Consider the following 14,677-nt stretch of genomic DNA (forward strand, 5'->3'; position numbering starts at 1 on the left):
ATTCTCTTTTGTCTCAGGCCCAGTACTTTTCCATGCACTCCCGAACCTTCTCTTGGGAAACTGTAAACTTTTCGCACACTTTCTTCTCTGTCACTTCCCGTGTTTGCCCCAGCTCCCGGCAGATCTCCACAAGCGCCTGTATTCCCTGTTCCATTCCGTTGTCAACGCCCTTCTGGTACAGATCATCCAATGCTTTACACATGTTCACCGTTCCCTCCTTTCTGTCGTACCCTTCTTTCATGCCTTCCATCACATTTCCTGCATGCAGCAGTTCTCTTACTGCGCGGTAGGTATCCACGTCTACATTCTGAAAATACTCCCTGTGTCTATCCACATATTTTTGAAGTTCTCCCATATCTTCCCTATATTTTAGCATACCGAAAATGAGCTGTAAATCACTGGTAAACTTTTCAATCTTCCCGATTTTTCCCACATCCACCAGATTGATACGGTAATCCGGCACATACTTTTCCAGCATTTTCCAAATCTGTTCTTTCCATCCTTCCGGAAACATATCATAGAGATTCCTGCTGCCGTCCCACTCGTCCTCCCCGTAGTACAACACAAGTGTAATGACAGGGCAGATTCTGTCCTCTTTGCGCATGCCGGATAGAAACTCTTCCCCTGTCATTTTCCCCACCCCCGCTTTTCCTCTGTTGTTCTCACGAATCCGGCGAATCTGTTCTGTATAAGAGAGACTGTCATAGAGCATATTGCGGACCGGCATGGCATAATGGATGCCGGATTGGCTCTCGCAGGCCAGCATGGCCAAATAGGGACCTTTCTTCCACTGCATAACAATATCCCGGTACCTTTGTACCTGCCTCTCTTTCTCCCCCTTGTCCGGTACGAGAATATCCGACTCTCCCCGTGCCTCCTCCAGCTCCTCCGGCCTGACAATCTGCTCTCCGCCAAAAACGACTCCATTGAACAGATCCGCAAATCTGCCCCTGTCCCGCATCCAGTGATTAACAGCCGTACTGCTTTTCCCCATAAGCATACCTCCTTTTTGGTTGTTGTTTTCGTCAAATGGAACCTGTGGCAGATTCTGCCAGAAAATTCCGAAGTGCATCCGCTCTGTAGAAAAGCGGACCAAACTGACCAGGCGATTTGAAACATTCCGCCTGTTATAGATATGGAAAACTATAACACTCCCTTTTTCCGGAGTCAATATACAAAATACACATAAAAAAACAGGTATTAACCCACATAAACACGCCTGTCATTTATGCATAGTTAATACCTGTTTTATTTATCAAAATTTTCCGGAGAAATCTCTGCAAGCCCCGCCTACATATACTTTCTCACAATAGCCTGCATAGTGTGCCACTTCTGCTCCATGTCCTCCACCAGTTTAAACTGGGTTCTGCACCGGTCCAGATTGTGGTCTTTTCTGTGGATCTTGAAGTAGGTGTCACCCTGAAGATAGTCTGTAAGGAAGCGCATGCCGCACTCGTAAGTCATGGTTTTGGCTCCCATGGGAAGCTCCAGGATCTCACGCTCTGTCAGTTTGCCGCCGCATCCTTCGATGAAACCTCTCGCATAGATGTCAAACAGTTCCATGCTGCAGGACACCAGGCTTAAATCCCTCTCATCCTCGGCAGCGGTGCTGGCCCCAAAGCGGATAGAGTCACCGAAATCATTCATGGCCAGGCCCGGCATAACCGTATCCAGGTCAATGACACAGATGCCCTTTCCTGTCTTGTCGTCGATCATAATGTTGTTCAACTTTGTGTCATTGTGTGTGACACGCAGGGGCAGCTCGCCCTTCTCCTGCATTTCGCTGAAATAATTGGCAATGGATTTCTCCCTGGCACGGACAAACTCGATCTCTTTTTCCACAGTCGCGGCCCGGCCCATCACGTCGTCCTTTACAGCCTGCTCGAACACGGCAAAGCGGGCTCTTGTGTCGTGGAATCCCTCGATGGTCTCATGGAGTGTCTCTGCCGGGAAATCTGCCAGAAGACGCTGGAAATTTCCAAATGCCACGGCGCTCTGGTAGAAGTCTGCCGGCTTTTCTACTTTATCATAGCTGGTTGCGCCGGTGATGAACTTGTAGGATCTCCAGTAGTTCCCATCCTCGTCTTTATAGTAAGGTTTTCCATCCTTTGCAGGGATCACGTTCAGTGTCTCTCTCTCCGGGTCTCCCCCGTTCTCCGCGATCCGCTCCTTCAGGTAGGTGGTGACGTTGATAATGTTCTCCATCAGCTCCGCCGGCTTTGTAAAGACTTCGCTGTTCATTCTCTGGAGGATCACTTTCAGCCTTCCCATCTCACCGATGGAATAGGAGAGCAGATATGTGTCGTTGATGTGTCCGCTCCCGTAAGGCCTGCAGTCTGTCAATGTCCCTTCAAACTTAAAATTGTTTATCGCGTTCTGGATTTTTTCCTGTGTTAATTCCTTCATATTTTTCTTCCCTCCTGGAAATAAAATGTCTTCTCGTTCTGTCTGGGACAATTGTAATATAAAGGAATATGGAAATCTTTATCTGATATTTTTCTTATTTTGCATTATCTGCACAGGCTTCCGGACTTTGCTACTCGTTTGGCTTCTGGTAAAATTTCCCCGACACCTGCTCTGTCTTCATGATATTGATAAAGGTATGGGGATCTGCCTGCTTAATGGCCTGGATCACTTTTTTGCTCTCAGCGCTGGAGACCACGGAGTACACGATCTTCCTCTCCCGGTCTTCATAGGCCCCCTGCCCTTCGATGATCGTGGCGCCGTGGTTCGTCGTGGCAAAGATGGCCTCGTACACCTCTTCCGCTTTGTTGGTCACTGCAAGCAGGGTCTCCTGCTGGTATTTCTTGTAGAGCATGTGCAGGACCTGGGTGGACGTGTACTGAAAGATGATCGAGTACAGCGCCTTATCCCATCCAAACAGAACGCCTGCCGCCGCCAGGATCAGCACATTCAGACCCAGCACCATATTCCAGGAGTCGATGCCCTTCTTCTCTGACAGAAAGATGGCGATAAAGTCTGTCCCTCCTGTGGTGGCGTTCATATGGAGGCACAGGCTGATCACAAACCCGTTGATCAGTCCGCCGAAAATACTGATAAGAAGCGTGTCATAGGTGATCACATATCCGGGCAGGATATCGGTCAGAACACTGGTGAGCACGATCATCAGGCAGGAATACAGGGTAAACTTCTTCCCTATATAGCGGAAGCCGATGTAGACCGGAACCGCGTTCAGCGCCACGTTGACTACCGTGTAGGGGATCTCCACATGAAAAAACATGTCCCCCGCTCTCTGTATCAGAAGCGCCAGCCCTGTGGCGCCGCCCGGATAGAGGCCTCCTGTCCGGACAAATGATTTGATGTTCAGTGCCATAATGACTGCCGCTATGCAGACAACAATAATCCTCTTTATATCCTCTTTTGGTTCAAACTTCATAACTGTTTCCTCTCGTAGACTCTCCCTCTGTATTCTTATTTAATTTCTCCCGTGGGTCTGGACGTAGGCTGTCAACGCTCTTTCTATCTCCTCCATGGCATGTTCTGTCTCCTGGTCGGAGTAGGGGATGCGCCCAACGATCCGTCTCACATAGTCCTGTTCTTCCACAATGTCCAGGCTTTCCCGGAAATTGAGGTCATAAAAATAGGCCACATAGGAAACCCAGAAGTCCATCAGCGTCACTCTGTCCGAGGAGCGGATACATTTTCCCGCCAGCACATCTGCCTTGACCTTTGGCGAGATCTTCTGTGCGCCGATCTCCTCCGCCGTGCCTCCCGCAAATGTCTCCAGGGGATCTTCCAGCTTTACCCTGCAGTTGTCCAGCTTGTCCGCATCCCGGATCAGTCTGGCGTGAAGGAGGGTGCGGGGATCCTCCACTCCCTCCAGCACATAGTCACTGTGCTTCTCTATGGCAGTCCGGATAATGCCGTCCCATGTGTCTTCCGGGAGAAACTTGCGGATCATCCCATCCTCAAAAAGGAGTTCTGCCCCGTAGGCAGCGTGGTCCATGGTCTCTGGCAGGAAACTGTCAAATCGCTTCAGCTGCTCGAATCGGCCAATGTCATGGAGCAGCGCGATCATCCTGGCCAGCTGCGCGTCCTCCTCCCCCAGCCCCATGCGCTTTGCCAGCGCTGTGCTCTGGGCCACCACGCCGTATGTGTGGGTGATCTTCAGCTTTACTTTCCCGTCACACCTGTCGTATCCATCCAGATACTTTTCAAAAACTTCCCTGGCTCTGTTGTAATCTATTCCCATTTTCTGTCTCCAAACCTATCTTTATCATTGCTCACGGTACGCTCGTCGCTTTTCGCCGCATCCTATTGTAACTCCTCTTATAGAGTAAATCAACGAAAAAGACTTCCATTTCCTTGAAATCTGCCTGGAACTGGGCTATACTTTGTCTGTACAATTGTTAAACATTTACTATTTAAGGAGTTTATATGGACAATAAGCTGCAGGAACAATTTTTTTCTTCTATGATGTGTTTTAAAAAACTGGAAGCCTCCTTTTCGCTGGCCTGTGAAATGCAGATGAACGAGATGGCCATCCTCAGAGATATACTGGGAGGCTGCAGCTGCAGCGAAAAGTCCTGCACGAACCTGAACGTGCCAAAGATGCAGGAGCGCCTCCGGATCTCCAAGCCGGCTGTCTCCTACATCCTGAATACACTGGAAAAGAAAAATTATATTGTCCGGGAGATCGACCCCCAGGACCGCCGGAAGATCTCCATCAGCGCTACCCCGGAGGGTGTCAGTGCCGCCCGCCGCTCTGCCGAAAAATATAACCAGGCCTGGGAGGAACTTCTTCTGCAGTTCGGGGAGGATAACATGCGCCAGCTGGTTGAGCTCCTCACTTCCTTAAATGAGCTCTCCTGCTCTCTGGGACAAAAGGACAAAAAATAAGAACAGCCCGGCGGGCTGTTCTTATTTTTTAAGTCCTTATCTTCTAAGTCTTCTCTAATTGTTCTTCTTGTTTTTCCTGAACCGGGCTTTCCTCCCCGGATACAGTCAGACAGATCTTTTCTCCTTCCGCATCCACGACAATGATGCGCTCCGCATCAAAGTCTTCTTCAAGAAGTTTATCCGCCACCTTGTTCTGGAGAGCGGACTGGATCGCCCGGCGCAGCGGCCTGGCCCCATATACCGGGTCAAATCCTTCCTGTGCCAGAACATCCACAGCGCGGTCTGTGATCTGCAGGTGGATGCCCTGCCCCTCCAGACGCCTTGCGAACTGCTCTGTCATGTGGGCGGCGATCTGGCGCACATCCTTCTCGTCCAGCTGGTGGAACACGATGATCTCATCCAGACGGTTCAAAAACTCCGGCTGGAAGGTGCGCTTTACTTCCTCCATGACACGGCTGCGGATATTGTCCTCTCTTTGGGCCTTCTCCTCCCTGTCTGTTCGCACAAATCCCAGCGACTTCCTGCCCAGTATATCCCTGGCCCCCACATTGGACGTGAGGACGATGACTGTATTTTTGAAGCTCACCGTCCGCCCCTGGGAGTCGGTCAGCCGTCCGTCGTCCAGGATCTGCAGAAGCGCGTTCCACACGTCCGGGTGGGCCTTCTCGATCTCGTCAAAGAGGACAATGCTGTAGGGATGTTTTCTCACCTGCTCTGTCAGCTGTCCGCCCTCGTCGTGTCCCACATAGCCCGGCGGGGAGCCGATCAGCTTGGAGACTGTGTAGGACTCCATGTATTCGGACATATCCAGGCGGACCATGGCGTTCTCATCCTGGAACATAGCCTGAGCCAGCGCCCGGCACAGCTCTGTCTTCCCCACACCCGTGGGGCCCAGGAACAGGAAAGAACCCATCGGCCTGCCCGGGTCCGCCACGCCTGTTCGTCCCCGGCGGATCGCCTGAGCCACCGCTTTCACCGCCTCATCCTGGCCCTCCACTCTCTGATGGAGGATCGTTTCCAGAGAGCGGAGCCGCTCCTTCTCATCCATGGTCAGCATGGTCACCGGTATACCTGTCCAGGCAGAGACCACCGCCGCAATATCCTGGGTATCCACCGCCCTTTTCTGGGATTTCTGCCATGCTTCCTGGCGCTCCCGCAGAGTCCGCTCCAGCTCATTCTGCCTGTCCCGGAGCACAGCCGCCTGCTCGTAGGCCTGGGCCCGAGCCGCCTTCTTTTTCTCCCGCTCCGTGGCCGCGATCTGGTCATCCAGCTGCTGCAGCTCCGGCGGCTCTGTCATGGCCCTGGTGCGGATTCTGGAGGCCGCTTCATCTACCAGGTCGATCGCCTTGTCCGGAAGAAACCGGTCCTGGATGTAGCGCCCGGAAAGCTCAGCTGCCGCTCGCACTGCCCCGTCCGTAATGACAAGACCGTGGAACTCCTCATATCGCTTCTTCAGCCCCTCCAGTATCTCCACTGTCTCCTCTACGCTGGGTTCTTCCACCTGCACAGGCTGGAAGCGTCTCTCCAGCGCCGCATCTTTTTCTATATGCCTTCTGTACTCGCTGCCCGTCGTGGCGCCTATGATCTGCAGGTCACCCCGGGCCAGCACTGGTTTCAAAATATTGGCCGCATCCATGGCCTCGCTGGTGCCTGCCCCCGCTCCCATGATGGTGTGGAGTTCGTCGATAAAGAGGATAATATCCTCATCTTCCTGGGCTTCCTCCAGGAATGCCTTCATCCTCTCCTCAAAGTCGCCCCGGAACCGGGTGCCGGATATCATGCCCACCAGATCCACTGCAATGATCTTTTTATGTTTCAGATTGAGAGGGATGCGGCCGCTGGCAATGCGCTGGGCAAGCCCCTCCACCACGGCAGTCTTTCCCACTCCCGGGTCCCCGATGAGCACCGGATTGTTCTTGGTCCTGCGGGACAGCACCTGTACCAGGCGCTCCACCACGTCTTCCCGGCCGATGACCGGATCAAATCTGCCTGCCTCCGCTTTTTCCGTCATGTCCGATCCGTATTTCTCCAGATAGGACTCCCCGTCTTCTTCCTCTGGCGGAGCGGAATCCATCTCCTCCCCGGCTGTGTATTCTTCCCCGCTGCCGGGAAGCTCTTTTTTCATCTCTTCTGTGCTTACCCCCAGCGACCAGAGGAGCTGCACAGCCGCGCTTTCCCCTGTAGCCAGGATGCCTGCCAAAATATCCTCCGGCTCCGTCTTCTCATGTCCTCTGGCTTTGGAAACTTCCTGCGCCTGACTCAGGACCTGATCCGCCTCGCCGGACAGCTGGACTGCTCTGGACTTGATGCCCGCCGCGCTGCCGTCGTATCTGCATATATACTCCTCCACCAGCTTGTCGTCCAGACCGTACTTTTTCAGCAGGCGGGCAGACCTGCCCCCCTCTTTTGCCAGAGCCCAGAGAAGATGCTCGCTTCCCAGGAACCCGTGGCCCAGTCTGGAGGCAAATTTCAGCGCACTCTGAAAAATCTGCAGACCCCTCTGACTGTACACTTCCAGATTAACTTTCATGGGAGCACACCTCCCTTCCCATGGAGGCTATGTCGTCCCGCAGCCGGGCTGCCTCCTCATAGTTCTCCTGGTTTGCCGCCTCCTGAAGCCGGATCTTAAGGACTGCAAGCTGCCTCTTTCTCTTCAGATCCTCCGCCGCCTCGTCTGGAAAGGCGCGCTCTCCCAGCCTTCGGGGCTCCGGCCTGCCGGGCCACCACCCCGCATAATTTCGGAAGGCCTCCGCCTGGCCGGCAGCCACTGCCTGCTGCCACATCCGATGCAGACAGCCCTCGCACACAGGGATCTGGTAGAGGGCGCCCATGTAATTCGTATAGAAGATCCGGTCGGATTCATTTGTATTGCAAAACTGACATTTCATATCAACATTCACCTCTTTGTCTCTGTCTCAGAAGTTATATTTAAAAAACTTAATAGTTAAGTTTTTAATAATATAATCCAGAACTATAAAATCGTCAATATTTTTGAGGTTTTTTATATTTTTTTTAGATTTTAACCAGGCCTTGATTCCGCATATTATATAGAAGAAAGCACTCCCATTGACAAATCCTCCCCAACAGGAGTAGGCTTGTTAATGGTTTCCAGACTGTTATCCGCATACTGCGGAATGACCGATATAGAAGGGAGAAATATCTATGAAACATTCCATGCTGTCAAAAAATATCCTGCTTCTTCTGGCATCCGGCTTTTTCTATTTCGCAAGCCCCATGCTCGTGACTCCGCTTATCACAGGGTTCTCCGAGACTCTCGGTGCCGGCGCGGCCTTTATGGGCATCGTGGGTGGCATGATGAACCTGTGCTCTCTTTTCTGCCGCCCTGTTATGGGAAGTTTCATTGACCGGATCAGCAAATACCGCCTGTCCATGGCAGGGCTTCTGTTTATGACCGTCGCCTGCGCAGGCTATCTTTTGTCCGTCAATCCTTTGATGGTGCTGTTCTTCCGGATCATAAACGGCGTCGGCTTTGCCCTCTGCTCCAGCTCCATGTCCACCTGGATGTCCCTCCTGCTTCCGCCTGAGAAGATCGGCTCCGGCATGGGCATATACGGCATGATGAACGCACTGGCCATGGCTGTGGCCCCCTCCATCGGCGTGGTGCTCTACCAGACGCTTGGCTACCGCATCTCCTTTATTGTAGCCGCTGTTTTTACAGGCCTGTCTCTTGTCCTGATCCAGTTCGTATCCGACAGGGGCGAGCCCATCCTGCGCCCCGCCTCCCCCGGTCCCGGCAAAGATACAGACAGGAACCCCGGGGAAGCCGCCAGAAAAAAGCTGCAGATTGTGGAACCTAAAGTCCTCCCCATCGCCCTGATCATCATGCTGTTTTCCATCCCCTACTGCGCCACCCAGTCTTTTATTGTGCGGTACACAGAGACCCGGAATCTGCCTGTCACAGTCAGCCTGTTCTTTCCTATTTATGCTGCAGCCCTTCTGATCCTGCGCTTCACTATGCGGGATCTTTTTGACCGCCTGCGCTTCTCTGTCTTTTTTGCCGGCAGTTCCCTTTGCGCCTTCCTCTCCATCCTCCTGCTGGCGCTGATGAAAAGTGACCTGCCCATGTGCGTTGCAGCTGTTCTGATGGCGGGCGGCTACGGCATTATGAGCTCTGTCTGCCAGTCCCGCGCCATTGTGATCGCCGGCAGGGAACACGCCGGTCTGGGCAACAGCACCTACTACATCGGCCTGGACCTGGGTATGACCCTGGGCCCTATGCTGGGCGGCCTCCTCTACGGCAGCGTGGATGTGAGACTCTTCTACCCGGTTCTTCTTCTCTGCGTTCCTATGGCTGTCCTTGTCTTTCTTCTGAACCGCCGCACGCTGTCCTGAACCGTATTTTCTGATACGGACATGAGAATTTTATGTTTTTCTTTATAAAATGTGTTACACTTTTATTAGTGTCTCTTACCAAGGGGATATCCATAAAACAAACAGAGAAAGGGAGCGTTGCACCATGAGAGTACGTATGGCAGAAGAAAAAGACATAGAGAGAATCCACAGCCTGCTGGCACAGGTAGCCCTGGTCCACCACAAGGGAAGGCCTGACCTGTTTAAATATGGAAAAAGCAAGTACACGGACGAAGAGCTGAAAGAGATCCTGCGAGATGAAAAGCGCCCTATCCTGGCCGCTGTAGACGACAATGACTGCCTGCAGGGATACGCCTTCTGCATATTCCAGCAGCACACAGACAGCCACATTCTGACCGATATCAAGACCCTGTACATCGATGATCTCTGTGTAGAGGAAACCCTGCGGGGAGAACATATAGGAAAGACGCTCTACCATGCAGTTCTCGACTTTGCCAGGGAACATGGATGTTACAATGTCACCCTGAATGTCTGGAGCTGCAACGAGAGCGCCATGAAATTCTACCGCTCCTGCGGTCTGAAAGAACAGAAAGTGGGGATGGAAGTCATTTTGTAATCCTTCCCTTGTCCCGCCATCACTACAGCCTTGCGGTCTTACAGGCCGCAGGGCTGTTTTTTATGGGACTCATAGTCCTTAAGAGAGCGGACCGCCTCACCGGCCAGTGGGATGAGGGCGATCATGTTGAAGATGGTCATCAGGCCAACTCCCACATCTCCCATATCCCACACAAAGGTGTAGGCCGCCATTCCTCCCACAAAAAGCATGATAAGAGCCAGGATCTTGTAGGCCGTCTGGGAGGCCCAGTTGTCCCCGAACAGATAGGCAATATTGGACCTGGAGTAAAAAAGGATGCCGATAAAAGTGGAGAAGCTGAACAGCCACAGGATCACCGCCGTAAAAATGACACCGAACTCACCCAGGTGATAGCTCATGGCCGTCTGCAGAAGATCCATACCCTCCAGCCCGGCTGTCATGCTCTCAGGAGTGAGGAGCATGATCATCGCAGTGCAGCTGCAGATCACAAGGGTGTCAATGAACACACCCAGAGCCTGCAAAAGCCCCTCCTTTGCCGGATGGCTGATGTCCGCTGCAGCGGCGGCACAGGGCGCAGACCCGGAGCCCGCCTCATTGGAGAAAAGTCCCCGCTTCACACCATTCATAAGGACGGCCCCGAAGCCTCCTGCGGCCACCTGCCTGAAGCCGAAAGCCTCAGCGAAGATCCGCTGGAACACGCCTGGGAGCGCGCCTATATTTGTCAGGATCACATACACCGTGATCAGCAGATAGAGGCCTGCCATCACCGGCACCATGATATCCAGCACCTTGACCGTGGCATTCCTGCGCAGTACGATGACCGCCGCCAGAATGACAAGGACAATGGTGGAGTAGAGGGGCGGAATGCCAAAAGCATTGTCAACAGCGGAGGATACGGAGTTGCCGATCACCTGGCTGACTCCGCACCAGCACAGAAGTCCGGAGATGGCAAACAGCACTGCCACCACGGATTTCTTCCTTTTGCTCCCTCTTCTCGTGATAAATAAGTTGTGTATATAGTAGGCCGGCCCACCCCTGTATCCGCCGTAGAGCGGGTCTTTTTCTTTATAGATCTGAGCCAGGGTGGCCTCCGCGAAAGCCGTGGAGGACCCGAGAAGGGCAATGACCCACATCCAGAAGACCGCTCCTGCGCCTCCTGCGGAGATGGCAGCCACCACTCCTACCAGATTGCCCATGCCTACCCGGGTCGCTGTGGAGACAATGAGGGCCTGGACGCCGGAGATCGCCTTCTCATCTGAGACATTTCGCTTTTCCATAGTCACCCGGAGCATCTCCGGGAACATGCGGAAGGGCATAAAACGCGTCCTTACAGTAAAGTAAACTCCGGCCGGGACAAGGATGAGCACCAGGATCGACAGTCCCAGTGTACCGCCTCCCGGGAGAGGAAGCGTAATGATATCGCCCCAGAGCAGGCTGTAGACAGCCTCGATCAGATTCACCACAGCGCTGCCTGCTGCATGTAAAAATTCCATGTATCTCTTTTCCTTTCTTCTTTTTCCTGTCCCATCAGTATATAGCGAAATTTTGCCCCTGTAAAGCGAAAAAGTAAAACTAGTTCCGTATCTCCAGCAGCTTCGCCTTCAGGTCTCCCTCCAGGCGGCCGATCTCCTCCTCGGCAGCGCGGCGCTTCTCGCGGCCCTCCTGCTGGATCTTCATCACCTCGTCCAGGGTGGAGATGAGGGCTTCATTGGTGGACTTCAACGTCTCCATATCCACGATCCCCCGCTCCGACTCCCGGGCAGATTCTATGGTGGCCATCTTCAGCCGTTCCGCGTTTTTCTTCAGCAGCTCATTTGTCATGTCCGTCACTTCCCGCTGTGCCTGGGCCGCCTGGGCAGAGTGCTCCACTCCCAGGGCCAGCACCATCTGGCTCTTCCACAGGGGCACTGTGTTGACAATAGTGGACTGGATCTTCTCCACCATCTGGGTGTCGTTGTTCTGGACAAGCCGTATCTGGGGCGCTGTCTGGATGGCGATCATCCTGGTAAGCTCCAGGTCATGGACCTTCTTTTCAAAGCGCTCACACATGGCCTCCAGATCCCTGGCCGCCTGGATGTCCTCCGGAAGTCCGGTGCTGTCCGCCTTCTGCACAAGAGCCGGAAGCTGCACGTTCCTTGTATCCTCCAGCTTCTTTTTCCCGGCCGCGATGTAGAGGGACAGCTCTTTGAAATACTCCAGGTTCTGCTCATACATCTTATCCAGGATAGCCGCATCTTTGAGGAGCTGTCTCTGATAGCCTTCCAGTGTCCCGCATATCTTGGAGATATTGGCCTCCGCCTTCTCATACTTGGCCTTCAGCGCCGTCACCTTGTTGGCGCTCTTCTTGAAGAAGCCAAAGAATCCTTTTGTCTCTTCCTCATCAAAATCCCGCAGCTCCGTGACCACGCCGGACAAAAGGTCCCCTATCTCTCCCAGATCTTTTGTGCGCACATTCTCCAGCGCTTTCTCGGAAAAATCCGCCATCTTTTTCTGCACGCCGGCCCCGTACTGGAGCACAGCTCCGGAGTCGTAAAGATCGATCTGCTGCGCATACTGCGCTGCCATCTCCCGCTCTTCTTCAGTGAGGGCTGCCTCCGGGGTGCTGCCCTGCACTTCCATGGTCTGTCCTGTCATCGTTGTAAATCCATCGCTCATAGTCTATTCCTTTCTTTTCCATCCGTCTTCTGTCAGTCCCTCCTGGGCCAGCATGGTCTCCAGCACGGAGATGTCCGAGCTGATATCCCAGGCCACATCCTCAAAAAGACTGTCCAGCAGTTTCTCAAATGCAGTATTTAACGTATCCAGCGTCTTCTCGATCTCTTCCTTTGCCTGACGGATATTCTCTCCCGCCTCCGGCTGGGCGTCAAGCTGCTCGTAGGCCTCCAGCAGTTTGACTGTGGTGGGCAGGTAATACTCCATCAGCTTACGGATGTCATCCACTGCCTCCGGGTCCGCCTCCACCCGCTCGAAGATGCGGCGCACAAGCAGTTCGATGCGGTCGATCTTGCGGGATATCTCCTCCCCGGGAATGGCATCATTGCACTCCCGGATCTTATTCACATACCATCTGCCCTTTTCGATGACCCGCTGTACCTCCGGCGCATATCCGGCATTCTCCTGTTCCCGCGCATCTTCCTCCTGCTGTCTGGCTCTGGCCTGCTGCCGCTCCGCCTCCGCCTGCCGCTGTTCCTCCCGCAGCTGCCGGATCCTTCTGTACTCATCGTAAGCCGCGTCTGTCACGATCAGGCAGGCATCCTGCTCATCCAGATGTCCCTGGAGGAACCACCGGTCCGCTATCATTCTCCGCAGGTCCTTCACGATCCGCTTGGGCTTTTCCCCGGTCCTTTCGGCAATGTCGGATATATTACAGTAGGCCCGGCCACGCAGCGCCTCTACATATCTCCGGAAGCGTTTTGCCCGTCCGCGCATGCCTTTTCCCTTGCAGAAGATCCAGACACCGGCAGCTGTCAGGCAGGCAAGCACGAAGAACGCCCCCGCCTCCACGGCTCCAAAACCTGTCATCATAACAGACACAACTCCGGCAATGATGGCGCCCACGCAGCAAAACGTAAAGAGAAAGCCCACTGTAAGAAGAGCCGCCCCCGCCAGGGAAGTGCCGCCTTTCTTTGCAAACAGAACCGGCTTTTCCTCCTGCCTGCGCTCATATCTGCGGCCGGGTCCGGCCTGCGGTCCGCCGCCAAATCCGCCCGGTCCTCCCGGTCCGCTCTGCCAGCCCCAGGGTCCGCCCGGGTTTCCGAAATCCCCCGGACCCGCTCCCCACTGCTGCGGGCCTCCGGGGCCTCGGCGGATATTTTGCCGCAAGTTAAAGATCGCGTCATTGACTGTATTTGAAATGGTCTCATTCAGCCTCTGAAAATCCTGGGAGTCCACGGCATCCTGCACAATATTGCGGATATCCCGGCCCCATTTTTCCCAATCCTGATTCACCTGTCTCCTCCTGTTCTCCCCCGGATCAGAAAGCCCTCAGGGCTTTTTCGGGAAGATGTTTTTCTAGAATTACCACTATGTGAAAATTATATAGCATACCTCAGAAAACTGCAATCGCAACCTTGCCGCCCGGCGAAAGCTCTTCTGCCGAAAAAAGATGCCGCCCTTACCCGGATGTGCTATACTGGATTCAGAAAGACTTCCAGGGGAGGAGGAAGATATATGACCACAATGACAACAGACGAATTAAAGGAAAAATTAGAAAAAAGAAAAGAGGGCGAGCTTCTGGATCTCCGGGAGATCGAGATGTGGGACGCGGACCTGTCCGGATGGGATCTGTCCCGGACGGATTTCTCCCTGTCCAGTTTTCACCACGTCTCCTTCGACGGGGCAGATATGCAGGGCTGCGCCGTGGAAAATGCCCTCTTCGACGACTGCAGTTTTCGGGGGACCTGTTTCCGCCATGCCAATCTGAAGGGGGCTGCCATGCGGTACGATGATCTGTCCGGAGCTGACATTTCCGGGGCCAACCTGTTCAGCGCAGTCCTGGAACACGCCAACTTATCCGGCATCATTTCTGACGAAGACACAAAATTTTTCCGCCTCTACTGTCCGGAAAAAGGCGCTTTCCTTGGATATAAAAAATGTTTCAACAACCGTCTTGTGCAGCTCCTCATCCCGGCGGATGCCAAGCGCACCTCCGCCACACTGAATTCCTGCCGCTGCAGCAAGGCCAAAGTCCTCACCATCAAGAGCTTTGATTACACGGAGGAATACGATGAGGCCTGGTCTCTGGTGGACGAAAATTTCGTCTACCGCAAAGGCCAGTGGGTGGAGGTGCCGGACTTCAACGAGGACCGGTGGATGGACTCCACCACAGGGATCCATTTCTGGCTCACAAGAGAAGAAGCGAAGGCATACTGATGTGCCTTCGCTTCTTTC

At 53.7% G+C, this 14,677-nt stretch carries 13 protein-coding genes; 4 read left to right on the forward strand and 9 right to left on the reverse strand.

Annotation, left to right across the window (positions count from 1 at the left end; all coding sequences use genetic code 11):
• Positions 1 to 13: 13 nt before the first annotated feature.
• The 4 genes from INF30_RS05450 to INF30_RS05465 form a co-directional block, all read right to left on the reverse strand.
• Entirely contained in the window at positions 14 to 994 is a 981-nt protein-coding gene (locus tag INF30_RS05450) for an Rpn family recombination-promoting nuclease/putative transposase (RefSeq protein ID WP_226394450.1), read from the reverse strand.
• A gap of 296 nt (positions 995 to 1,290) precedes the next feature.
• Positions 1,291 to 2,406: a phosphotransferase enzyme family protein gene (locus INF30_RS05455; protein WP_226394451.1), complete on the reverse strand. Its 1,116-nt coding sequence runs from the start codon at positions 2,404 to 2,406 to the stop codon at positions 1,291 to 1,293.
• A gap of 130 nt (positions 2,407 to 2,536) precedes the next feature.
• Positions 2,537 to 3,397, reverse strand: coding sequence for a YitT family protein (locus INF30_RS05460; RefSeq protein WP_076780336.1), 861 nt, complete (start codon positions 3,395 to 3,397; stop codon positions 2,537 to 2,539).
• Between the two features lie 39 nt (positions 3,398 to 3,436).
• The gene (locus INF30_RS05465; protein WP_226394498.1) at positions 3,437 to 4,207 is read right to left on the reverse strand and encodes an HD domain-containing protein; all 771 of its coding nucleotides are present in this window, start codon (positions 4,205 to 4,207) and stop codon (positions 3,437 to 3,439) included.
• Positions 4,208 to 4,398: 191 nt separating this feature from the next.
• Between INF30_RS05465 and INF30_RS05470 the strand changes: the two genes are divergently transcribed.
• Positions 4,399 to 4,860, forward strand: coding sequence for a MarR family winged helix-turn-helix transcriptional regulator (locus tag INF30_RS05470; RefSeq protein WP_076780334.1), 462 nt, complete (start codon positions 4,399 to 4,401; stop codon positions 4,858 to 4,860).
• Positions 4,861 to 4,903: 43 nt separating this feature from the next.
• Here the strand turns inward: INF30_RS05470 and INF30_RS05475 are convergent, their stop codons facing one another.
• A complete protein-coding gene (locus INF30_RS05475; protein WP_226394452.1) occupies positions 4,904 to 7,390 on the reverse strand; it encodes an ATP-dependent Clp protease ATP-binding subunit in 2,487 nt (828 codons plus the stop codon).
• A complete protein-coding gene (locus tag INF30_RS05480) occupies positions 7,380 to 7,748 on the reverse strand; it encodes a UvrB/UvrC motif-containing protein (protein WP_226394453.1) in 369 nt (122 codons plus the stop codon). Before INF30_RS05480 ends, INF30_RS05475 begins: the two co-directional genes overlap by 11 nt.
• Positions 7,749 to 8,022: 274 nt before the next feature.
• On the opposite strand from INF30_RS05480, the gene INF30_RS05485 reads away from it, so the two are divergent.
• The gene (locus INF30_RS05485; RefSeq protein ID WP_226394454.1) at positions 8,023 to 9,213 is read left to right on the forward strand and encodes an MFS transporter; all 1,191 of its coding nucleotides are present in this window, start codon (positions 8,023 to 8,025) and stop codon (positions 9,211 to 9,213) included.
• Positions 9,214 to 9,349: 136 nt separating this feature from the next.
• A complete protein-coding gene (locus INF30_RS05490; RefSeq protein ID WP_311136000.1) occupies positions 9,350 to 9,808 on the forward strand; it encodes a GNAT family N-acetyltransferase in 459 nt (152 codons plus the stop codon).
• 38 nt (positions 9,809 to 9,846) lie between these two features.
• Here the strand turns inward: INF30_RS05490 and INF30_RS05495 are convergent, their stop codons facing one another.
• The 3 genes from INF30_RS05495 to INF30_RS14720 all read right to left on the reverse strand — a co-directional run bounded on the left by INF30_RS05495 (position 9,847) and on the right by INF30_RS14720 (position 13,735).
• Positions 9,847 to 11,280 (reverse strand): alanine/glycine:cation symporter family protein, encoded by a 1,434-nt coding sequence (locus INF30_RS05495; RefSeq protein ID WP_226394455.1) that lies wholly within the window; start codon positions 11,278 to 11,280, stop codon positions 9,847 to 9,849.
• A gap of 79 nt (positions 11,281 to 11,359) precedes the next feature.
• Positions 11,360 to 12,442 carry a toxic anion resistance protein gene (locus INF30_RS05500; RefSeq protein ID WP_330601256.1) on the reverse strand — a complete coding sequence of 361 codons (1,083 nt, stop codon included), beginning with the start codon at positions 12,440 to 12,442 and terminating at the stop codon, positions 11,360 to 11,362.
• Between the two features lie 3 nt (positions 12,443 to 12,445).
• The gene (locus INF30_RS14720) at positions 12,446 to 13,735 is read right to left on the reverse strand and encodes a 5-bromo-4-chloroindolyl phosphate hydrolysis family protein (protein WP_226394456.1); all 1,290 of its coding nucleotides are present in this window, start codon (positions 13,733 to 13,735) and stop codon (positions 12,446 to 12,448) included.
• 222 nt (positions 13,736 to 13,957) lie between these two features.
• On the opposite strand from INF30_RS14720, the gene INF30_RS05510 reads away from it, so the two are divergent.
• Positions 13,958 to 14,659 carry a pentapeptide repeat-containing protein gene (locus INF30_RS05510; protein WP_226394457.1) on the forward strand — a complete coding sequence of 234 codons (702 nt, stop codon included), beginning with the start codon at positions 13,958 to 13,960 and terminating at the stop codon, positions 14,657 to 14,659.
• Positions 14,660 to 14,677: the final 18 nt, after the last annotated feature.

The organism is Claveliimonas monacensis (assembly GCF_014982975.1).
GTDB lineage: Bacteria > Bacillota > Clostridia > Lachnospirales > Lachnospiraceae > Claveliimonas > Claveliimonas monacensis.

What these genes read in the sequence shown, in the direction of transcription:
- INF30_RS05510 (WP_226394457.1), top strand. Translation starts at nt 13,958, where the DNA reads ATGACCACAATGACAACAGACGAATTAAAGGAAAAATTAGAAAAAAGA.
- INF30_RS05450 (WP_226394450.1), bottom strand. Translation starts at nt 994, where the DNA reads ATGGGGAAAAGCAGTACGGCTGTTAATCACTGGATGCGGGACAGGGGC.
- INF30_RS05475 (WP_226394452.1), bottom strand. Translation starts at nt 7,390, where the DNA reads ATGAAAGTTAATCTGGAAGTGTACAGTCAGAGGGGTCTGCAGATTTTT.
- INF30_RS05500 (WP_330601256.1), bottom strand. Translation starts at nt 12,442, where the DNA reads ATGAGCGATGGATTTACAACGATGACAGGACAGACCATGGAAGTGCAG.
- INF30_RS05485 (WP_226394454.1), top strand. Translation starts at nt 8,023, where the DNA reads ATGAAACATTCCATGCTGTCAAAAAATATCCTGCTTCTTCTGGCATCC.
- INF30_RS05495 (WP_226394455.1), bottom strand. Translation starts at nt 11,280, where the DNA reads ATGGAATTTTTACATGCAGCAGGCAGCGCTGTGGTGAATCTGATCGAG.
- INF30_RS05460 (WP_076780336.1), bottom strand. Translation starts at nt 3,397, where the DNA reads ATGAAGTTTGAACCAAAAGAGGATATAAAGAGGATTATTGTTGTCTGC.
- INF30_RS05455 (WP_226394451.1), bottom strand. Translation starts at nt 2,406, where the DNA reads ATGAAGGAATTAACACAGGAAAAAATCCAGAACGCGATAAACAATTTT.
- INF30_RS05490 (WP_311136000.1), top strand. Translation starts at nt 9,350, where the DNA reads ATGGCAGAAGAAAAAGACATAGAGAGAATCCACAGCCTGCTGGCACAG.
- INF30_RS05470 (WP_076780334.1), top strand. Translation starts at nt 4,399, where the DNA reads ATGGACAATAAGCTGCAGGAACAATTTTTTTCTTCTATGATGTGTTTT.
- INF30_RS05480 (WP_226394453.1), bottom strand. Translation starts at nt 7,748, where the DNA reads ATGAAATGTCAGTTTTGCAATACAAATGAATCCGACCGGATCTTCTAT.